The sequence below is a fragment of the Natrinema salaciae genome, from assembly GCF_900110865.1.
GTDB classification, from domain to species: domain Archaea; phylum Halobacteriota; class Halobacteria; order Halobacteriales; family Natrialbaceae; genus Natrinema; species Natrinema salaciae.
This window is the reverse complement of record NZ_FOFD01000005.1, coordinates 238,638-257,238: the sequence shown is the minus strand read 5'-3', so window position 1 is coordinate 257,238 and position 18,601 is coordinate 238,638. Positions and strand designations below refer to the sequence as shown.

23 protein-coding genes and 2 pseudogenes are annotated in these 18,601 nt (G+C 57.9%); 19 read left to right on the top strand and 6 right to left on the bottom strand.

The annotated features are described in order from the left end of the window. Positions 1-543 precede the first annotated feature (543 nt). Positions 544-840 carry a hypothetical protein gene (locus BMX07_RS17920; RefSeq protein ID WP_175480191.1) on the bottom strand — a complete coding sequence of 99 codons (297 nt, stop codon included), beginning with the start codon at positions 838-840 and terminating at the stop codon, positions 544-546. A gap of 249 nt (positions 841-1,089) precedes the next feature. Here BMX07_RS17920 and BMX07_RS17915 point away from each other — a divergent pair. The 15 genes and pseudogenes from BMX07_RS17915 to BMX07_RS17855 form a co-directional block, all read left to right on the top strand. Next, positions 1,090-1,448 (top strand): annotated as a pseudogene (locus tag BMX07_RS17915) (DUF7437 domain-containing protein); the annotation flags it as partial. 81 nt (positions 1,449-1,529) lie between these two features. Continuing rightward, entirely contained in the window at positions 1,530-1,928 is a 399-nt protein-coding gene (locus BMX07_RS17910) for a type II toxin-antitoxin system death-on-curing family toxin (RefSeq protein ID WP_090620505.1), read from the top strand. A gap of 33 nt (positions 1,929-1,961) precedes the next feature. Further along, the gene (locus BMX07_RS24610) at positions 1,962-2,132 is read left to right on the top strand and encodes a hypothetical protein (RefSeq protein WP_175480190.1); all 171 of its coding nucleotides are present in this window, start codon (positions 1,962-1,964) and stop codon (positions 2,130-2,132) included. A gap of 221 nt (positions 2,133-2,353) precedes the next feature. Then, on the top strand, positions 2,354-2,644 hold the full coding sequence (locus tag BMX07_RS17905; RefSeq protein ID WP_090620503.1) for a DUF8069 family protein: 291 nt from the start codon (positions 2,354-2,356) through the stop codon (positions 2,642-2,644). Between the two features lie 8 nt (positions 2,645-2,652). Continuing rightward, positions 2,653-3,019 (top strand): annotated as a pseudogene (locus tag BMX07_RS25225) (DUF7558 family protein); the annotation flags it as partial. A 71-nt stretch (positions 3,020-3,090) separates the two neighbouring features. Then, entirely contained in the window at positions 3,091-3,393 is a 303-nt protein-coding gene (locus BMX07_RS17895) for a hypothetical protein (protein ID WP_090620501.1), read from the top strand. Beyond that, complete coding sequence (locus tag BMX07_RS17890) at positions 3,394-3,906, top strand: PIN domain-containing protein (protein WP_090620499.1); 513 nt, start codon at positions 3,394-3,396, stop codon at positions 3,904-3,906. 21 nt (positions 3,907-3,927) lie between these two features. Beyond that, positions 3,928-4,266, top strand: coding sequence for a DUF8158 family protein (locus BMX07_RS17885; RefSeq protein ID WP_090620497.1), 339 nt, complete (start codon positions 3,928-3,930; stop codon positions 4,264-4,266). A gap of 205 nt (positions 4,267-4,471) precedes the next feature. Next, a complete protein-coding gene (locus tag BMX07_RS17880) occupies positions 4,472-5,644 on the top strand; it encodes an outer membrane protein assembly factor BamB family protein (protein WP_245742149.1) in 1,173 nt (390 codons plus the stop codon). Further along, positions 5,637-6,926 carry an outer membrane protein assembly factor BamB family protein gene (locus BMX07_RS17875; protein ID WP_090620494.1) on the top strand — a complete coding sequence of 430 codons (1,290 nt, stop codon included), beginning with the start codon at positions 5,637-5,639 and terminating at the stop codon, positions 6,924-6,926. Before BMX07_RS17880 ends, BMX07_RS17875 begins: the two co-directional genes overlap by 8 nt. 449 nt (positions 6,927-7,375) lie before the next feature. Next, positions 7,376-7,726 carry a winged helix-turn-helix domain-containing protein gene (locus tag BMX07_RS23885; RefSeq protein ID WP_139210947.1) on the top strand — a complete coding sequence of 117 codons (351 nt, stop codon included), beginning with the start codon at positions 7,376-7,378 and terminating at the stop codon, positions 7,724-7,726. Positions 7,727-7,838: 112 nt separating this feature from the next. Continuing rightward, the gene (locus tag BMX07_RS17870; RefSeq protein ID WP_090620492.1) at positions 7,839-8,576 is read left to right on the top strand and encodes an AzlC family ABC transporter permease; all 738 of its coding nucleotides are present in this window, start codon (positions 7,839-7,841) and stop codon (positions 8,574-8,576) included. Beyond that, positions 8,569-8,880, top strand: coding sequence for an AzlD family protein (locus tag BMX07_RS17865; protein WP_175480189.1), 312 nt, complete (start codon positions 8,569-8,571; stop codon positions 8,878-8,880). The genes BMX07_RS17870 and BMX07_RS17865 overlap by 8 nt, the downstream gene beginning before the upstream one ends. Positions 8,881-9,042: 162 nt before the next feature. After that, positions 9,043-10,164, top strand: a complete 1,122-nt coding sequence (locus BMX07_RS17860; RefSeq protein WP_217643705.1) for a mandelate racemase/muconate lactonizing enzyme family protein — start codon at positions 9,043-9,045, stop codon at positions 10,162-10,164. 64 nt (positions 10,165-10,228) lie between these two features. Further along, positions 10,229-10,975, top strand: a complete 747-nt coding sequence (locus tag BMX07_RS17855) for a class I SAM-dependent methyltransferase (protein ID WP_090620487.1) — start codon at positions 10,229-10,231, stop codon at positions 10,973-10,975. Here the strand turns inward: BMX07_RS17855 and BMX07_RS17850 are convergent. From BMX07_RS17850 to BMX07_RS17835, 4 genes are read right to left on the bottom strand one after another with little or no spacing between them, the layout of a single operon-like run. Next, complete coding sequence (locus tag BMX07_RS17850) at positions 10,964-11,551, bottom strand: GNAT family N-acetyltransferase (RefSeq protein ID WP_090620485.1); 588 nt, start codon at positions 11,549-11,551, stop codon at positions 10,964-10,966. The genes BMX07_RS17855 and BMX07_RS17850 overlap by 12 nt on opposite strands. Beyond that, the gene (locus tag BMX07_RS17845; RefSeq protein WP_090620483.1) at positions 11,551-11,946 is read right to left on the bottom strand and encodes a hypothetical protein; all 396 of its coding nucleotides are present in this window, start codon (positions 11,944-11,946) and stop codon (positions 11,551-11,553) included. Before BMX07_RS17845 ends, BMX07_RS17850 begins: the two co-directional genes overlap by 1 nt. Positions 11,947-11,953: 7 nt before the next feature. Continuing rightward, complete coding sequence (locus tag BMX07_RS17840; protein WP_090620481.1) at positions 11,954-12,316, bottom strand: Rieske (2Fe-2S) protein; 363 nt, start codon at positions 12,314-12,316, stop codon at positions 11,954-11,956. Beyond that, the gene (locus BMX07_RS17835; protein ID WP_090620479.1) at positions 12,313-13,425 is read right to left on the bottom strand and encodes an amidohydrolase family protein; all 1,113 of its coding nucleotides are present in this window, start codon (positions 13,423-13,425) and stop codon (positions 12,313-12,315) included. Before BMX07_RS17835 ends, BMX07_RS17840 begins: the two co-directional genes overlap by 4 nt. Before the next feature lie 371 nt (positions 13,426-13,796). On the opposite strand from BMX07_RS17835, the gene BMX07_RS17830 reads away from it, so the two are divergent. The 4 genes from BMX07_RS17830 to BMX07_RS17815 all read left to right on the top strand — a co-directional run bounded on the left by BMX07_RS17830 (position 13,797) and on the right by BMX07_RS17815 (position 17,991). After that, positions 13,797-14,633, top strand: coding sequence for an RNA ligase family protein (locus BMX07_RS17830; protein WP_090620477.1), 837 nt, complete (start codon positions 13,797-13,799; stop codon positions 14,631-14,633). Positions 14,634-15,095: 462 nt separating this feature from the next. Next, positions 15,096-16,007, top strand: a complete 912-nt coding sequence (locus BMX07_RS17825; RefSeq protein WP_090620474.1) for an ArsR/SmtB family transcription factor — start codon at positions 15,096-15,098, stop codon at positions 16,005-16,007. A 203-nt stretch (positions 16,008-16,210) separates the two neighbouring features. After that, positions 16,211-17,131, top strand: a complete 921-nt coding sequence (locus BMX07_RS17820; protein WP_090620472.1) for an ABC transporter ATP-binding protein — start codon at positions 16,211-16,213, stop codon at positions 17,129-17,131. Further along, positions 17,128-17,991 carry an ABC transporter permease subunit gene (locus tag BMX07_RS17815; protein ID WP_090620470.1) on the top strand — a complete coding sequence of 288 codons (864 nt, stop codon included), beginning with the start codon at positions 17,128-17,130 and terminating at the stop codon, positions 17,989-17,991. Before BMX07_RS17820 ends, BMX07_RS17815 begins: the two co-directional genes overlap by 4 nt. A 69-nt stretch (positions 17,992-18,060) precedes the next feature. Here the strand turns inward: BMX07_RS17815 and BMX07_RS17810 are convergent, their stop codons facing one another. Further along, positions 18,061-18,576 carry a winged helix-turn-helix domain-containing protein gene (locus BMX07_RS17810; RefSeq protein ID WP_090620467.1) on the bottom strand — a complete coding sequence of 172 codons (516 nt, stop codon included), beginning with the start codon at positions 18,574-18,576 and terminating at the stop codon, positions 18,061-18,063. Between the last annotated feature and the right edge of the window lie 25 nt (positions 18,577-18,601).

The following is an 18,601-nucleotide window of genomic DNA, read 5'->3' as shown; positions in this document are numbered from 1 at the left end:
CAAGCGGCCAAGAGTGATTCCGACCGCCGCGAGATGTGAGAACGATATGCCTGAATTCAGAGCAAGCATCGAAGAACTAGCAGCGTCAGATAAATAAGATGGCATCGTGGCCGATCTCCCACGTCACCCAACTGTGGGTGAGAAACACTCCGAATTGATCTACTATCCACCCCGCTTTTTACCGACTGACGGCTGCTACTTCACCGCATCTTCTGATGTCCAAGTGGCAGTAACTGACTGCCGTCTCGACACGGTTGAATCTCTTGATAAGACCGTCTCGACTCATGAGTTCGAAGGAGAAATTTTTGGCTTTGAATTCAGCAACCGAGCGTTCGAACTCTCCACATCGACTCTGGAGATTCAGCGGCTCAGATACAGCTTCATCCGGAGCACCTCCCCGATTGGCTAGTCGACGACGGAGACACCTGTTATATTTCGATTCGACTCGAGTACGACCACGACGCGATGCTGGATCACTATAGCGAAGACGAGATCGAAGAGAAATGTAAACAGTTTCGGGAGCGAGTGGATGATATGGAAGACTCAAAGTAACAGCCTCCTCGCGGTAAACGGCGGGGTTCTTTCGCCTACAAAAGTTCGAGCAGGTCGAGTTTGAGTCGTCTTCTGGTGATGATAGCCGCCGGGAGCGGTCGTCGAATCGCTGGTGGATCTCTTCTGAACGGTCCACTGCCTGTCTGTGTCGTACGTGATTGTGACCACCTCATCGTCCCCGTGTTCGATGCTCAACACCGCGTCGACGTGTCGTCCGTCGTCGAGGAGTTGCTTTCGACCGATGACGGTTTCGCCGACTGTCTTGTCATTAGCTTCGAGCAAGAGCACAGCGAGCTTGTCCTCGAATCGATCTACAGCCGGCGTGTATACTCCATCAGTCGTCAGTAGCCGTTCTTCTGAAGGACGGTTGTCCCGCTGTTGTTTTGTACGATAATCGTGTCACCGCCGTCGTTCCGGATTGCACTGCCAATGCTCCAGTAAAGATCGATCGGGGAGTCTGTTCCGCTGCCAGCATGAAGCGTGACCTGCGTGCGTGGCTCGAGCGTGAATTCACGCGAGAGAATGTAGGTGTCCCATCTGACCGTGACGACGGCCGTGGGTGACGGCGAGTACACGATCATGTCGGCGCTGATCGACGCGGTCGGGCGTCGAGAAACCAACGACAACATTGATACCGACATCGACCGCCACGGCGTCACCGGCCTCGCGACGGCGCTCACTTACGTGGTCGCTCGCGGACGAGGAGAGATGACCCGCGCCTGATGGCCAAAGATCTCGAGGTCTCACTGCTGGCTGCGGAGAGGATCCTGCAGGCGATCCAGCCCGTCGTTCACGAGCACTGTGCCATCGAGGTGTCGGGCGCGTCGCTCAACGAGTTGGAGATCGACGGCGGTGACGCGATGACTGTCGACAACGCTGACGGAGACAACCGATAACTGGGCCGCCCCACGCTGTCGACGAGGCCTGATCTCGACAGTTGAGAAACGGTTAACGGGCGGCGTGAAAAAGTCGGGTACGTGACTGACGATCTCGCGTATCCCTCTGTCGAACTCGTTCTGGATCTCCACGAACAGATCGTGGCAGAAGGCGACACCACGGAACCAGGAGTTCGGTCAGAAGACGCGATTGTCTCCGCGTTGCAGTACATCTCGGAGGGGTTCTTCGGGGAGGTGCCTGAGACGATCCATCACAAAGCAGTCCATCTGATGCGGTTGCTCGTTGCGGATCATCCATTCGTCGACGGGAACAAACGAACAGCGCTCCGAACGGTGGTCGTGTTCTATATGCTGAACGGGTACACGTTCGACTACGGTGATGAAATTCGGGCCCTCTTGCACCGCTTTGCAACCGACGAAGCCGCGGTCGACACAGATACTGCAGTCATCTACTTCCGGGCCTGTGCTCGTCGCAACTGATAAAGGGACACACAGCGTATGCTCAACAGAACAATGGCGTCCAGCACCGATTCCTCGACGGCGATCGACGACGAAGTCCGCCAGCTCTACGAGCGGTATCAGGCAGCCGAGAGCGACGCCGAACGCCACCAGATCGCCCTCGAGATGGGGAAGCTTGATGGACGCCGCCACGCAGAGATCTACGCTGCGCTCGAAGACGAGTGAGCGACAGGGTTCTCAGCGCCTCCTTAGCCATCAATAGCTGCTTTGCTACCCAGTGACGACGCATCCTGGCCGACCGACCATCGCGACGTACTGACGCTTATCCTCGACGAGGTCGAAGAGCGGATCGCGGCCCTGTGAGACGAGTAGGCAATCCAGCAGCTGTGACTGTGTATCTGCGCCAGAATGCGTGAGGCGCTCTCGCGCGTCCTGCGAGATCTACCATGACAGGCCCCGATGCAGTCAACGACACGTCAGCCGACCACGAACGATTCGAAGCCAAACTCATCACTCACGATCAGGATGCCGCCCGCGTCGCAACGGCGGACGTCGACGACGAGACAGCCCGTCAACTCGTCAGTGACCTCGTCGACGCAGGCATCGTCATCCCAATCGCCGAAAAGTGCGTGTTCATCCACGAGCCGAGTAGTGAAGCGTTCGAATCGGTCACCCAGCTCGCCGTCTTCCACAAAGGCTGGACGGCCGCCTACAACGCCGGCGAGGAGACTGCCTGATGCAGTAAACACTCTCCGGATGTACCTTCTGTGAGGCGCGGCCCGGCGTAGAGACCGGTGAAGCCCATACCTGGAGGAAAGAAGAGCAGGTCACCCACCAGATCTGTGTCGACTGTGCGATCCAGGCGCGACCCGATCCCGATAAGCGCGATCACCACGTCTGCGACGGGTGTGGGCTCGTCGTTGATACGCTCGCAGCGTCGCCGGCGTTTCACGCCGGCTTCCAGCGGGACCGAAGGTCCCGCCCGGCTTACGCGATTCCGTGTCGAACTTGGCCATCTCGAGGGGCCGCTGCAGCTTTGTGCTCGCTGTAGCCCCGGTGGGCCCACCACGCACTGGACGCGTGACCTCGAGGAGCATCTCGTGGACGAGTGACGCTCGGCCGAGTGAGGCTCACATCGTACACACGAAAACGGCTAAGTGCGTTGGCTCACAATGTACACATCATGAGCACCGATAAGAAGCGCGTGCAGTTTCGGGCCCCCAATCGGCTCATCGACCGGGCCGACGCACTGGCCGCAGTCCTCGGGGAAGACCGAACAGACGTCCTCGTGACCGCGCTTCGAGAGTACCTCCAAGACGCCGCTCACGACGACGCACTCACCCAAGAGATCGCCGCCGCTTATTACGACGACGAGATCACCTTCGAGCAGCTCAAAGCGCTCGTCGGCGCCGAGGAGGCGGCAAACCTCCGAGTGTTGAAACAGCAGTTGGACGAGGACTTCATCGACGAGGCCGCCGACGCATAGATGTCGCGGCTTATCGCAGACGCCTCCGCCCTCGTGAGTCTCGGGATCGTTACTGACGACGACTCCGATCCACTCGCACTCTGTCTATCCCGGTACGAGGTCGTCGTCCCAACGGCGGTCATCGATGAACTCCACGAGATCGCCTCCTACGATGCCGTCCATGGGCATGCTGCGTCCGCTGTACTCGACCAAGCGGAGTCATTCACGACACAGTCGGTCGACCTCGATGCCGAGTTTCCGCTCGATGACGGTGAGAACGCGGCGGTCACGCTCGCGAACGGTCTCGATGCTGCGCTCTTCCTCTGTGACGAGTTCAACCAACTTGGCTTGATCCACGCCTCACTCGCCGATACCCGGCTCGTCACGACACCGACACTGCTCTCGGTTCTCGTTCGAACTGAACACCTATCAGCTGCCGATGCGCGGCTGCTCCTCGATGAGATTAGCGACGCTCGTAGCTGGGGCGCGAACAGCTACGTGCAGCGAGCTCGCTCATTGCTCACGGAGCCCTGACACCGCGGAGGATACTTCGAAGTGAACAGGAATGCCCAAAACGACGCTCTCTACGACGTTCGTGAACGAACCAAGAATCCCAAGCACGCATCAGTTGACGACGTGGTCGAACTCGTGCTCGAACGCGCACAGCATCCCCGGACGGAGCACCGGGACGCGCATCTCGACGAGATGATGGCTACTGTCGTCGACAGGTACGGGACCGACCCCGTCCGAACCGTTGTCTATCGAATCCTCGTCGACCACTACCCCTTTCGGACTGCCACGAACGACCTCGAGATGCGCAACAGCAGTGGCATTCGAATCGGGACGACAACTGGCCAGTTCCTTGAGGAGCTGAATGCAGCCCAAGACAGCTGAACCGGTCGATCAAAAGCCCTCGGACGCTCGGCATCCCGCGACCGCTCGTGACCGCCCATTCCAGACGTACAAGCACTGCTCGCACCACCCGAGAGGATGCGACGGTGTGAGCACGGCCAGGGAGAGCGTACTGTTATGGCCCCGACCTGCAGATCTGTCGCCCAAAGATCAAGACTGATATCATCGCCGTCGCAACGGTGAATAGATGCCCTCCATGACACGCCGTGCGGCCCTTGGCGCAGTCGCCGGCTTCGTTGGCAGCGTCGCGGGTTGCACTGGTCTCCTCGATGGAGAATCGTTCCCCATCCAACGGTCGTGGCAGACGGGGTTCCGTGATCCATCGTCTGTCGCCATGACCGCAGCCGGGCAGCTCGTGGCTGGCTCGCACAGCCCATTCCGCGATCGGCCGATCGTCGCCGGTCTAGACACCCAGACCGGTGAGACCACCTGGACCGTGACGGTCGCGAAGGGCGAGAAGTCGCCTCTCGGCGTCGGTGATGGGCGAGCCTACGCTATCTCGAAGGCCGAAACGATGGTCGCTGTCGACGCAGCCACGGGTGAATCCGTCTGGCAGCGTCGGCTCGCACCGATCGACGCGGCCGACCCTGGGGTCGTCGAGTTCGCCCCCATCCCGCTCGGTGATCGCATCGTGGTCCCAATCTCGGGCACCGAAGATGACGTTCCCGACCGACTGGTCGGTGTCGCCCGGGCGGACGGTGAGACGCTGTTCACCCACGCCCTGTCCGCATCGCTATCAGGCGCTCCTGGCGCGACATCCGGTGGTGTGGTTGCGCCCCTGATCGACGGTCGTGTGGTTTTCCTCGACCGAACCGGCGAAGTCGGATGGACACGGGATCTTGGCGCTACACTGTCGGCCGTTGGGGCTACTGACGGGACCGCATACCTCGGTGCCGCCACCGAGGAGCTGCTGGCGCTGGAGACCGCGACCGGCACAGTCGCCTGGCGCGGCTCGCTGGCCAACACCGTATTCACACGACCGTTGGTGACCGACGATCGGGTGTACGTCGGCGGCGCGGACTACACCCTCCGGGCGTTCGACCCGGCCTCGAGCCAGCAGTTGTGGAGCGATGACCTCGGAAACGCCGTGACCCACGGGCCGATGCAGGTCGGCGACCGCCTGGTGACGCTAGTCGGTGGGACGCACCGCGTCCGTGGCCCGAGCGGCACCATCCCGTTCAACCCGACTGTACTCTATCTCCACGAGCAAGACGGAACACGCATCCGTGAAGTCCGATTCGATGATAAGTCGCTCGAGGGCGGCAGCATCGAATGGGCACAGGCGGCCGGTGAGACAGTCTATCTGGGACAGATGTACGGTCTGACACGGGTCGCTCCGGAGGCGATCAGCGATGCGTGACCCCGACACCGCTGTCGACAAGCACGATCCGCCGCGGTACGCGACCGAGCGACAGGACAGCCGGAACTGGTCGCGCCGCCGGGCGCTCGCTTCGCTCGCGTCGGCGGGCACGCTCGCGCTAGCAGGGTGTAGCCTGCGGTCGGCGCTGTCCAGCGTCCAACCCCTCTGGGAGCGTGACTTCTCGACCGCAACGGCGGCAAGTCCACCGTCCGCAACCGATGAACACGTCCTCGTCGGTGGACAGGACAAACGCCTCCACGGGTTCACGGCCGACGGGGAGAAGATTCTGACCGTCGAAACCGGTGGTCCCATCGAGGCGCGACCGGCTGTCCCGTCATCGGGCGGCCCGGTCCACGTCCACAGCACCGACGGCGACCTCTACACGGTCGGGCTGTCGGGGGAGCGACTATGGCACGTGGAGGGACAAGCCCGGAACGGGTGGCTCGGTCGACGCGGCTCGCTGCTGGTCGGTATCGATCCGGTCGGCGGTGTGGTCACCGGCTACGATGCGCGCGACGGCACACGTCGCTTCCAGCGGTCCGGTCGAGAGTATCCGTCCCCGACACTCAGTGACTCGGCCTGTATCTTCCCCGTCACGAACGCGGATGACGACACGAAGCTGGTTACGCTCGCTCCGGCGACCGGTGAGCTGCTGTGGGAGTCGCCACATCGTAATGACTACCCCTACGTCGTGGCTGCTGGCGATCGGATCGTGACGGTCCGCAATTCTACCGTGCGGATGCGCCGGGTCCGCGACGGGCACGTCCTGTGGCGGACCGCAGTGGACGACGACGTGACTAGCTACTTTGATCCGCCAGTCTGGCTCGGCGAGCACGTCTACGTGCGTGTCCGCCGTGATGATCGCTCGGACGAGCTGGTTGCCATCGAGCGCGATGGGGGAACCATACGGTGGCGCCGGGCCGTCGGGTACGAACTCGAGACGGTGACGGCGACCTCACAAGGTGTGTTCGCTGCGAGTTCGGTCGACAACCCCGACGGTGGCGTCCTAATCCGGCTAGACGCCTTCGCCCTCGATGGGGACCGGCGGTGGCAGACGACAACTGACATCTCGATCGGCGGGACAGTCGAGGCACTCGGGCGTTCCGGTGAGATCCTCTTTGCGGCCAGCGACAACGAACTCGCCGCCTACGACCCTGCTACCGGAAAGCGCCGGTGGCGGTACGATCCAGAGTCCTCCCGAATCGGTGTGACGACGGCTGATGGCGCGCTCTACATTTCTTCCCGCAACCGCGGTGGCGTGGCGCGGCTTCCGACGAGCTGACCCGGAGCTACCGTGTCCTATTCGGTCGACAGCGCATTGGAATCTGCTCTGATGACGCGGTGAGAGTTGTCCCTGGAGCCCAGACAACGATGACTTGCCACAGGGCGGGCGCACCCGCGGCAGTGCCACAGCCCACCGAGTGCCGTGCGAGCAACTCTTGTCCATACCGCTCTCGGCCTGGGGGCGGAACCGGTTTGTCCCCTCTGATGGGCGCTGTCTCGAGATCCGTGGTGAGCACAGACCGACCGATCCAGAGTGAGACACATTGCGAGCGGTCGACTGACGACGCATTCACGAACGATCATTCCCGGAGATGAGTGTCGAAAGCTCGTCTACTCCCGGTGAGGCCAACGTATATGTTTGGATGGGTGGTCCGTTTTCTACTGTAGTATTCTAATCGGCCAAGCTTCGAGTATAGTTTTATAAACGTTGTAGAAAATAATCAGATGATGGCAATACCTGGTTGGATCTGGCCTGATAATCAGTATGGAGATCGGGAGGTTCATCACTCTCCTTCGGTCGAAGGATTAGAGATCGAGCACGCGACCAGCGTATTTGAGGTGCTATCGAATACTACCCGGTTGGAAATTCTCGTCGCACTTCATGAACGATCCGGATCACTCTCTTACACGAAGCTTCGAGAAGTCGTATCGGTCGATGATAAGGGAAAATTCAATTATCACCTCCGAAAACTAGAACCCCTTGTCTGTACCCAGGATGGAGAATACACGCTGACGAACCGTGGTGAAACATTCATACAGAGGATTATATCTGAAGAAATAGTCCTTAACCGCGAATAACTGGCAGTTGGGGAGAAATAAATTTCTCCGAACTTTTAGACCTGCTCGTGTCTAATATGTACCTATGGTAGTCCCAACTGAAGACAAGTGGAATATGTCACGGGGGGCATAGATGGGGAATAGGTCCGCTGATTCAGCACACCAATCGGAGGAACCGGAAGGATCTACTGTGGAATTTTCACTTAGTGGTGTGCGAGATGGCTATATTGAGTGTGTTCCGATCGCCCTCGGCGTGGCTGGATATGGTATCGTCTTTGGAGTCCTCGCCCAGCAAGCCGGATTAAGTGTTGCAGAAGCAGCATTCATGAGCGCAACCGTCCTTGCAGGCGCAGCTCAGTTAATCGCAATCGAGCTGTGGGAAACACCAATTCCGATACTCACCATTATTGGAACGACGTTTATCGTTAATTTACGTTACGTGCTGATGGGTGCAGCGTTACGTCCCTGGTTCAGCAAGCTCTCCCCGTTGAAAGCGTATGGAAGCGTCTTCTTCACGGCAGACGAGAATTGGGCACTTACCATGGGGAAGCTCAAATCGGGGAGCCACCAGGGTGCGTATCTTCTCGGAAGTGGGCTCGCAATTTGGTCGTTCTGGATTGTTGCGACGGTTCTCGGTGCGATAGCTGGCGGTGTGATAGGAGAGCCAGCACAGTATGGACTTGATTTCGTTCTGACGGCGGTCTTTGTTGCGATTGCTGTCGGGCTTTGGGAGGGGAAGTCGAGTTTTCTGCCCTGGATAACCGCCTTCGGTATTGCTGTTCTCAGCGCGCACTTTCTGCCTGGGCGTTGGTACATTCTCTTTGGAGGCGTGGCCGGTAGTCTCGTTGAGGTGATTCGCTTTGATGGGTAGCGTTCGACTTGATCCGTTAGTCGTTGCCGTCATCATCGGAATGAGTGTCGCTACCTATGTGACAAAGGCCGGCGGGCTCTGGCTTCTGGGTCGTATTAACGTTTCAGACCGGACTGAAGCCGGACTCGAGGTGTTACCGGGTGCAATTATAATCTCGATTCTTGGCCCTGAATTGACTAGCGCTGGTCCCGCGGAGTGGAGTGCTGCTGCTGTCGTGCTATTAGTGATGTGGCGAACGGAGAACGTCCTTGTTGCACTCGTTTGTGGGGTTGCGGCCGTTCTACTGTTTCGAACGATCTCATAGGCCCTCCAGAAGTCGCATCGCCAAGACCGGCAGTAAGATGAGAGAAAAAGCAGCCGAGATGTGATGCGTACAGCCGATGAAGGAAGCGACAATAGATGCTAATACCACAATTTAAGTGTCAATCAATAAATTTAAGTAATGGAGAAAGAATAGTATAGATGTATGATCACGATTACAGAAATCGAAGCGATACCAGTCCGGTTAGACATACGTCCCCTCTCAGAACCACTCGGAATCGCACCCTACGTGACAACGTACACGGAATTCTACGACATGGAGCGAGTCCTCATTCGACTCGACACCGATAGCGATATCACCGGATGGGGAGAAATGCGCTCAACTCTCTCGACTGACTCCACAAAGGCGATCATCGAGACTGATATTGCAGACAAACTCATCGATGAGCCCGTTTCAGCCGTTGAGTCACTTCCCGAGCGGTTCGATTCGTTTCAATACTTCGACATTGATCCCTTCCTCGGTGGCGTTGAGATGGCAATGTGGGACGCGTGGGGGCAGTACCTCGAACAACCCCTCTACAATCTCCTCGGTGGAAAGGTCCGCGAGACGGTCGATGTCTCGTTTTGCCTCGGCGTACTTGAACCGGCGGAGTCTCGCGAACATGCCCGTACAGCCCTCGAACACGGATTCGACGTACTCAAGACCAAAGCAGGCCGCGACTGGCGACAGGATGTCAAACGCATCGTGGCAATGCACGATGAGGTGGACGGCCAACTAGAGTTCCGACTTGACCCTAATGAGGGCTGGACCACCGAGGAAGCCGTCAGGGTCGCTGCCTCACTCGAAGACGAGGGAATTTACCTCCAGTACCTCGAACAGCCGCTGCGCATCGATAACTTCGGGTCATTCAAGCGCCTGCGTGAGCGCCTCCGGACACCTATCGCCGCTAACGAGGATATGTACTTCCGGCACAATCTGCTCGAGCTCGTCAAGCGAGATGCCATCGACGCGGGCGTTATCGATATGGTTCCCGCGGGCGGATTGCAGGCCGCTAAGCGGCTTGCAAGTATCGCCGACGACGCTGGAATCTCCCTGTCCCACCACTGTGCGTTTGATCTTGGCATAAAGTCCGCAGCACTGGCCCACCTCGTCGCCACTACACCCGCAATTAACCTGCCACCGGACAGTGTCTACTACGCCTGGGACGAGCACATTATCGAAGAACCCTTCGATTTATCCGACGGGACACTACCAATACCTGAGGCGCCCGGCCTCGGTATAACCGTCGATGAGTCCAACGTCGAAAAATATCGAATCGACCGATAGCACCCGGAAAATGTACAATAGTTCACATCAAAAGATTAAACAGACGTCATAACAATTAAACAATATGGATAACGATAGTCCATACTCGGACTGTTTCTATAATTTCGAGCGCGAGATAGACGAAGAGGAGTGCGTCAAGTTCGTTACGTCGTTGCTCGATGTAGATCCCGACCGTGTTCGAAAGCTGTATAGAGAGATTCGAGACGACGAGACGTTCCATGACGTTATTGAGTCTGGATTAGCTGTGACTAGCGTCAGACCCGACGATCTCGGACCGAACTGGCGGGACGTGCTCTACGTTCTCGTCCGTCACCAAGCGCCTGATACTGTGGTTGAAACTGGCGTCTTCGACGGACTGAGCTCAGCGTATTTACTCCGAGCACTTGACGTGAACGGAGGGGGATCACTGATCTCTATCGACATTAAGGACCTCGAAATTCTGCCGAGCGACATCGAAGATTCTACTCCAGGCTGGATGGTGCCCGATGACTTACAGCCGTACTGGGACCTTCGAATTGGCGACACCCGTGAAATTCTACCTGAAGTCGCAGCTGAGACCGCAATAGATCTATTCCTCCATGACTCCAACCACGATGCTGACCACATGGCGTTCGAGTTTGATGCTGCCGCCAAAGGAATGGAGTCAAACGCGATACTCCTTGCGGACAACGTCGAGTACAACGATGCGTTCGCGAACTTCGCCGAGGACAACCTCCGAAACGTCTCCAAACTCACTAACGCGAAGAAGTCACTCCAGCGCGACGGCGGTATCGTTCAGAATGATAAGTTGGGTGCTGGGTTAATCAGGTGAATCTCCCCACTCCCCGGTAGTCGAAACTTCTTGGCACTCCACCGTTGTGGCATCCCACTCGTGTCTTAGGACGCCATATCGGTGGCGGTGCCAATACTCACCGTCCACGTATCGACTTTCCCGGAGTACGCCCTCGTGCTTGAACCCGATTTTCTCGAGGACGCGACGCGAGGGATTATTGAATTCTCGCACATCGGCCCGAAGCTTGTGCAGTCGTAACTGGTCGAACGCGTACTGAACGAGTAGCTGGATAGCTTCGGTTGCGTGGCCCTGCCCCTGCTTCTCAGGGGCAACCCAGTAACTGATAGCTGCCGTGCCGTGCGTGTAACTCACGTCATGGATAGAGATGTATCCGACGCGGGAGTCCGCGGTGGCAATAACAAACTGGTAATCACGTTCCTCTGTGTGGTTGTTACGTAACTGCCTAGTGTTGGTTGGGCCGGCACCGAGCATCGCCCGTCGAATCCGAGCGTCGTTGATATTGTTCCGCAAAAAGTCGAAATCACCCTCCTCCACGGTCTTTAATCGGACTCTCTCACCCTCAATAAACGTAGAGCCTGGGATATCATCAGACATTACTCTTCAAGTGCCTCCGTAACTTTGTCGACGAACTCGTCAGCTCCAATTTCGAATACGGTGTAGCCATCTGGATTCCGGTGTCGGCCAATGTCGATCATCTTTTCGCCGTCGATTTGGACTTCCCAGTCGTCCCGATACGAGACGTCTCGGCCGACGAACCGGATGGAAACTCCGAGCTTCGTCTCTAGTTTCTTGACGACGGCGTGCTTGAGCGTTCCATCAGCGAACCGTGGCGGTCGGTACGCCCGAAGGTTGTAAGACTCAAACTCCTGAACTGCGTCCGCCCACCAATCAGGAAGAGATGCTATCTCAACGTCATCGTAGGGGTCGTCATCTTCTCCGGGATCTCGGTCTGCAATAGCCGCAACGGCGATGGATGTGTCCCGTGCCATTCTACGATTAGAGGGTTACGTAGAGGTCACCGCCCTCCTCAACGACCTCGTAGGTGGGGACTCGATACTCATTGGATCGCGCGAGGTTGTGGCCTGACTTGATATCGAACTCCCAGCCGTGCCAGGGGCAGCAGACGAATTCGCCATCACGCTCGTAGCTGAGTTCCCCATCTTCATCTTCAGTGAGTTCGCCGGTTAGTCGACCCTCGCAGGCAGGACCTCCTTGATGGGTACAGTAATTGAGGAGACCGTAATAGTCTCCGTCAAGGTTGAATACCGCTATCTCGCGCTCCTTGATGTCCACGATAACGTGTTCGCCATCGTCGAGCTCGTCTGCGGTTGTCACAAAGTGTTTTTGTTTTTCGCTCATAGATCGAATACGTTTGCAGCAGTCTGGCCGTAGATATTCTGTATCTCATCGGCGTTGAACTCGGTGCGGAGTGAACTCAGCAGTGCATCGGTGTAGTCAAAGTCGTAGTGGGGATAGTCGGTTGAGAACATGAGGTTCTCGGCACCGCTGAACATCCGAATAGTGTGACAAAGGTATTCAGGATCATCGATCCCTTCAGTCGGTTGGCTGGTGAAGAAAAACTGGTCGCGAATGTAGTCGCTTGGGCGCTTTTCCAGCAAGGGCGCGTCGTTCTGCTTTTTGCCGTACTCGTTGTCGTACCGCCGCATGAAGTACGGAATCCATCCAATTCCGGACTCCTGAATGACGAAATCAAGGTCAGGGAAGCGGACCGGGACGCCGTTCGTGAGCATAGTTGATAGGTGCCACATCTGTTCGGCAGAGTGGTAAGGAACATGGACCTCGATATAGCGTTTCGTGCCGCGCCACTGGATAGGGTAGTTACCAACGATGCCAGTCGCAGCATTATGAATCATCACTGGGAGCCCGGCGTCCTCGGCGGCTTCGTAAATAGGGAAATATTTCTCGCGGCCTAGCGGAGGGTGGACACCACCGCCAGGAATCATAACCGCCTTTATTTGGGATTCACTAGTCAGTCGATCAATTTCCTCGGCTGATTTTTCGGGCTTCTGTGGTGTGACAACCATCGAACCGTGGTACCCTTCATCGAGAATCGTATCCATGATCCAATTATTGTATGCGGTCATGAATCCTGCTGCGAGTTCGTCGTGGTGGACCAACCCGAGGCGGAGATTCAGGCCAGGCGTGAGGATGGCGTCATCAAGACTGAGTAGTTCCATCGCGCGCTCAACGTCTTCGGGACTCCGAACGTCGTCAGTCTCGGCTCGACCGGTATCAGTTGGAGTGAGGTGGCCTGCGGAAGGGTACAACTGGCTCAGATATCCGCCCTCTACTTGTCCTCGTTTTTCCTGATTGTTGACGTTGAGAACCTTGTTGAACGGTTCTTCGAGGTATGGTAGGATGTCTTCCTGCTGTTCCGTCAGATGGAGATCAGTATCTATGACTGTGAAGTCATCGACTGAGGAGACTGCCTGTTTTTGTTCCTCCATATTCGTTCCCACATGGCAATAGTAAATAAAGTTAACTGACCATACATAACTTGAAAATAAATAGATATAATATATAACGAGACCCAATAGGTGATAAAATTCGTTGAGAGAAACCGTCGGACTATCACGACGGATCTGAACTCGCGGAGTATCACGGTACAACTATCGCGAGTGCGGCCAAATCCGCTACCCTTGCCGCGGAGGGCCATCGGTCGAAGAGCGTCTCTACGAGTGTCTCGCTGGCCCTGCGGAAGCCATCACCCCGACGGCAGACGAACCGACGACATCCGCAACCCGCTGGTCGTCGACGACGACTCACACCCACAGGACGAACTCGAGACTAAGTGTGAGGAGGCAGTGACTAATAGTAAATGAAGACGTTTCCATCGATTCCTCGCGTCGCGGACGCTCCCGACGGTCTTTTCGAGAAGGGACACCTGTGGCTCCTCGAGAAGGTCGACGGAGCGAACTTTCGCTTCCAACTCCGGGAGTCGGGACTGATACGATTCGGCGATCGGAATCGTGTCTACGATGACCCGGAAACCGTTCCCGAGCCGTATCAACACGCTGTTCGCCACGTGAGATCGAACCTCGACCGAGCGGCGCTCCGGGATGCCGTCGACGATGTCGAGACCCTCGTTTTCTTCGGCGAGGCGATGCACCAGCACGCAATCGACTACGACTGGGAGCGGACGCCATCGGTTCTCGGATTCGACGTCTGGTCCGCCCAGAAAGACAGTTTCTACCCGGTCGATACCGTCGAGCGGATATTCGATCGGATCGGTCTCCAGTCGGTGAACGTCTTCGAACGGGAACGCCGCGCTCGAGATTTCGACCCGGATTCGTATTCGATCCCCCAATCCGTATGGTACGACGGCCCTGCCGAGGGAGTCGTCGTCCGAAACAAACGCAGCCAGCGGGCGAAGCTGCTCCATCCCTCGTTTCGCGAGGTCGACGAGACGATTCCAGTCGACGCCTCCGCGAGTGAATTAGCCGAGAGATATGCGACGGAGCGTCGGTTCGAAAAACTCGCGAGCAAGCTCGAGGATCAGGAGCGTCCCGTCACGTTCGAAACGCTTTACGAGCGCGTCCTCGAGGATATCGTTCGCGAAGAACACAAACGGCTCTATCACGGCGACACATCGGTCGACACGAAGACGTTCCGATCAGAAGTCGGTGCGCTCACGCAGCAATTCCTCAACGACTGAACCGGGCGACAGTCTCGACATCCTCCCCGCCCGAAGGAGCGAGGACCGTACGAACCGGAGCGAGAAACGTCGCGACCGGGTATAGAAAGAAGTCGAGGCGAAAGACGATACCCAGATCTATCTGTTACAGACGTCTGTTACACATACTTCGACGTCGTCATCACGATTCCGTTCTCGAGAGCGGTCCCCATTTGATACGGAACCCGGTTGAGCAAAGCACGGCATCTGTCCCTCCTTGCACAAAATCAAACAGCGTCTGGAATGACGAACCAAGAGATAACAGTCCGCATCGATCCGTCCCCGGATGCAGACACCGATGTGTTTCGCATCAAAACGGTAGACGGGATTCACCGTCTGCTAGTCGATGCTCACGAGACGAAGTCCACGACTCCCGATATAGAGGAGGATGTCGACAAGCGCCCTTATCTCGGCCGAGAGAGAAGAGACCGGTAGTGACTGAACATGGGAGTGGACCAAAACGCTCAGATCGATCAGAACGTGGTCGACGCGATCAGCTCGCTCGGAAACGCCCATCGGTTGCAAATATTACTGGCATTGGACAACGCGGATCGAGAACATCAAGAGTCGTGGTATACGATGTCCTTTACCGAACTGTACAACGCAGTCGATGTCGGGAGCTCGTCCCAATTTTCGTATCACCTCGACCGGCTCGTCGACCAGTTCGTCAGTGAGACTCCCGACGGCTACCGACTGACGTATAGCGGTCACAAAATCGTTCGGACGGTCCTCTCCGAGGTGTACGAGAGTACGTCGACGTTCGAAGACACGTCGGTATCCGGTGTCTGTCTGTTCTGTGACGGATCGTCACTGTTAGCGACGCTCGACGCCGAACAGTTCCGCGTTCGCTGCACCTCGTGCGACGCGATCCTCGTTACCGACTTCTTCCCGCAGAGTCAAACGCGTGGCCGGACATCGTCGGAGATCATCGAGAGCTTCGGCTACCGCATCTGGAGTATGTACGTTCAGCTACGAGGGGACGTTTGCCCCGAGTGTTTCGGCCCGGTGGAGACGGGTGTCGACGTGTACGAACATACCGGGAAAACGGTTCATCTCCACGTCAGTTCGTGTCGTGAATGCCGACACAGAATCAGCTTGCCGGTCGAAGTGCCGGTCGCGTTCCACCCGACAGTGCTCTACTCGTTCTGGGAGCACGACATTTCGCTACTGGACGTTCCACTGTGGGAATTTTTCGAGTATATTACAACGGATGTGATCGCGACTGATATCATCGCTGACGATCCGTTCGCTGCGACGTTCGACGTGACGCTGGGCGACGAGCCGCTTCGTCTCAGCATGGACGATACAGCGACGGTCACACTCGAACAGTCCGCTGACGATGGAGCCACTGAGTAGCTGCTCGCTCCCGTTCTACGCGATACTCTCGTTGCACTCACGTGCCGTGAGAACGCGGCAACGCGTCTCAAATATCTTTGAGTAAACCCGCTGTCAAAATGTAAAAGAAACAACAATACTTATGCGACGACGATAGCTATGGATCTACGTGACAGTTGACAGTATAACTACGGACGGAAACAACGGTCGTATGAGAGGGGACGATGGCTGCAATTGAAATTGACGGGCTGACGAAACGATTCGGCGACGTCGTCGCGGTCGACGATCTCGAGCTCCGAGTCGAAGAAGGCGAAATCTTCGGGTTTCTCGGCCCGAACGGCGCGGGGAAGTCGACGACGATCGATATCCTCCTGGACTTTATCCGACCGACCGAGGGGATCGTAACCGTTCTCGGCCACGATGCACAGACGGAAGGGGAGACGGTCCGGCGACGAACGGGTGTCCTCCCGGACGGCTACCACGTGTACGATCGGCTCACCGGTCGCCAACACCTCGAGTTCGCTCTGGAGATGAAAGCTGTAGACGAAGATCCGATGGCACTCCTCGAGCGGGTTCGGATCGCCGATGCCGCGGATCGGAAGGCGGGTGGGTACTCGAAGGGGATGCGTCAGCGGCTCGTCCTCGCGATGGCACTGATCGGCGATCCCGATCTCCTCGTCCTCGACGAGCCCTCGACCGGACTGGATCCCAACGGGGCCCGCGAAATGCGCGAGATTATTCGAGCGGAGAACGAGCGTGGGACGACGGTGTTTTTCTCCAGTCACGTCATGGAACAGGTCGAGGCGGTCTGTGATCGCGTTGCGATCATCGACCAGGGACGGCTCGTCGCCGTCGATACGATCGACGGGCTCCGCGACGCCACGGAAACGGGCGAAACGCTGTACGTCTACACCACCGAGCTCACCGACGAAATTGTCGATCGGGTACTGGAACTCGACGGTGTCGGGAGCGCCTCGATCACCGAGGGTCGGCTTCGCGTCACCGTCGATGGCGTCTCGAAGTTCGCCGTACTACACGCGATCGATGCCGACGTCGTTCCGATCCAGGACTTCACAGTCGTCGAGTCCTCGCTCGAGGATCTGTTCGTCCGGTATACGAACGACGAACAGGAGGTGGCAGAATGACCTGGATTGCAATCGCGAAGAAAGACTTCCGCGACGCCGTACAATCGCGGGCGTTGTGGGCGCTCGTGGCGGTATTCGTTTCGCTTTCGGTACTCTCGTCGTACGCATACGTCGAGGTTCCCGAGCTGTTCGGCGAACCGGGAGGGGCGACGTTCGGCGGATTGATCCTCTTCATGGTTGGCCTCATCGGACTCTTCGTCCCGATCGCGGCCATCGTGGTCTGTTACAAGTCGCTCGCCGGCGAGCGCGAACTTGGAAGTATCAAGTTGCTGCTCTCGTTGCCGACGACTCGCTCGAACGTCTTCGCTGGAAAACTCGTCGGGCGGGGGGCGGTGCTCGCGTTCGGTCTCGCCGTCGGGCTCGTCATCGGCCTCGGATTCGGCTCCGTGCTGCTCGGCGAGTTCGAGCCGCTGTCGGCGCTGCTAGTGATCCTCGCTACGATGGCCTTCGCGGCCGTTTATTCGGGAATTATCGTCGGATTGTCTGCAACGACGGGGTCCACCTCACGGGCGACGACGTTGTCGCTCGGCTTCTTCGTCATCTTCGAACTGTTCTGGGACGTCGTTCCGATGGGCGTTCTCTACGTCGTCGAAGGGTTTCGACTCCCGACCGAGACGCCCGACTGGATCTTTCTCGTCACCCAGCTCTCGCCCTCGACAGCGTACTTCAGTTCGATCGTTGCGCTGCTGCCCGATCTCGCGAACGCCAGTGGCAGCTCCGCCCAGACCGGCGTTCGAGCGGCGGGGGTCGAAGCGGACCCGTTCTACGTGACCCCTACGGTCGGGATCATCGTTCTCGTGCTGTGGCTCGTGGTTCCGTTCGTCGTCGGCTATCACCGATTCAATTCTGCCGATCTGTGAGGAGCAATCCGCTCACTCACTACCCACGAACCCGAATTCCGCTCGGTCGCCAAGTGTCCTCCCGACAGGTCACAGCGTGTCGACGAACGCCCGGCGTAACACGGTCAACAGGAGGTACGTTTCGTACTTCTGCGTGCGACAGTGCGTACACGGGGCCATTTCGTCGACGATTTCGGCCAGCTCGTCGTCGTACTCCTCACGCACGTCTTCGACGAGTTCGCCGACGCCCGGCGCGATGGATGCGGCCATCTCGTCGAGACGGTTTTCGGCGCTTTCGGGAACCGAATAGGAGAGGACGATGGTATTCGCGCGGTAAAACTTCGCGGTCCCGCCGCGGCGCTCCTCGAGCCGGGCCACCTCGACGAGCCCGGCGTCGCGCAGTTCGTTCACGTGGTGGCGTACGGTGTTTTCGGTCCGCTCGTAGCCGCGGGCGGCGAGCCGGTCGTGGATCGTCGTGACGGTCAGGGCGTCGTCGGTCAGCATGTCGAGGATCGTCGCCCGAACCGGCTCGTCGACTGCGTCGGAGACGTCGGTGTCCCGGACGGCGATATCGCGCAACTGCACGTCGGCACCAAACTCGGTCATGCGGTAACGGTACAGTCTCGGGGGG

What these genes read in the sequence shown, in the direction of transcription:
- BMX07_RS24610 (WP_175480190.1), top strand. Translation starts at nt 1,962, where the DNA reads ATGGCGTCCAGCACCGATTCCTCGACGGCGATCGACGACGAAGTCCGC.
- BMX07_RS17905 (WP_090620503.1), top strand. Translation starts at nt 2,354, where the DNA reads ATGACAGGCCCCGATGCAGTCAACGACACGTCAGCCGACCACGAACGA.
- BMX07_RS17895 (WP_090620501.1), top strand. Translation starts at nt 3,091, where the DNA reads ATGAGCACCGATAAGAAGCGCGTGCAGTTTCGGGCCCCCAATCGGCTC.
- BMX07_RS17890 (WP_090620499.1), top strand. Translation starts at nt 3,394, where the DNA reads ATGTCGCGGCTTATCGCAGACGCCTCCGCCCTCGTGAGTCTCGGGATC.
- BMX07_RS17880 (WP_245742149.1), top strand. Translation starts at nt 4,472, where the DNA reads ATGCCCTCCATGACACGCCGTGCGGCCCTTGGCGCAGTCGCCGGCTTC.
- BMX07_RS17875 (WP_090620494.1), top strand. Translation starts at nt 5,637, where the DNA reads ATGCGTGACCCCGACACCGCTGTCGACAAGCACGATCCGCCGCGGTAC.
- BMX07_RS23885 (WP_139210947.1), top strand. Translation starts at nt 7,376, where the DNA reads ATGGCAATACCTGGTTGGATCTGGCCTGATAATCAGTATGGAGATCGG.
- BMX07_RS17870 (WP_090620492.1), top strand. Translation starts at nt 7,839, where the DNA reads ATGGGGAATAGGTCCGCTGATTCAGCACACCAATCGGAGGAACCGGAA.
- BMX07_RS17865 (WP_175480189.1), top strand. Translation starts at nt 8,569, where the DNA reads ATGGGTAGCGTTCGACTTGATCCGTTAGTCGTTGCCGTCATCATCGGA.
- BMX07_RS17860 (WP_217643705.1), top strand. Translation starts at nt 9,043, where the DNA reads ATGATCACGATTACAGAAATCGAAGCGATACCAGTCCGGTTAGACATA.
- BMX07_RS17855 (WP_090620487.1), top strand. Translation starts at nt 10,229, where the DNA reads ATGGATAACGATAGTCCATACTCGGACTGTTTCTATAATTTCGAGCGC.
- BMX07_RS17850 (WP_090620485.1), bottom strand. Translation starts at nt 11,551, where the DNA reads ATGTCTGATGATATCCCAGGCTCTACGTTTATTGAGGGTGAGAGAGTC.
- BMX07_RS17845 (WP_090620483.1), bottom strand. Translation starts at nt 11,946, where the DNA reads ATGGCACGGGACACATCCATCGCCGTTGCGGCTATTGCAGACCGAGAT.
- BMX07_RS17840 (WP_090620481.1), bottom strand. Translation starts at nt 12,316, where the DNA reads ATGAGCGAAAAACAAAAACACTTTGTGACAACCGCAGACGAGCTCGAC.
- BMX07_RS17835 (WP_090620479.1), bottom strand. Translation starts at nt 13,425, where the DNA reads ATGGAGGAACAAAAACAGGCAGTCTCCTCAGTCGATGACTTCACAGTC.
- BMX07_RS17830 (WP_090620477.1), top strand. Translation starts at nt 13,797, where the DNA reads ATGAAGACGTTTCCATCGATTCCTCGCGTCGCGGACGCTCCCGACGGT.
- BMX07_RS17825 (WP_090620474.1), top strand. Translation starts at nt 15,096, where the DNA reads ATGGGAGTGGACCAAAACGCTCAGATCGATCAGAACGTGGTCGACGCG.
- BMX07_RS17820 (WP_090620472.1), top strand. Translation starts at nt 16,211, where the DNA reads ATGGCTGCAATTGAAATTGACGGGCTGACGAAACGATTCGGCGACGTC.
- BMX07_RS17815 (WP_090620470.1), top strand. Translation starts at nt 17,128, where the DNA reads ATGACCTGGATTGCAATCGCGAAGAAAGACTTCCGCGACGCCGTACAA.
- BMX07_RS17810 (WP_090620467.1), bottom strand. Translation starts at nt 18,576, where the DNA reads ATGACCGAGTTTGGTGCCGACGTGCAGTTGCGCGATATCGCCGTCCGG.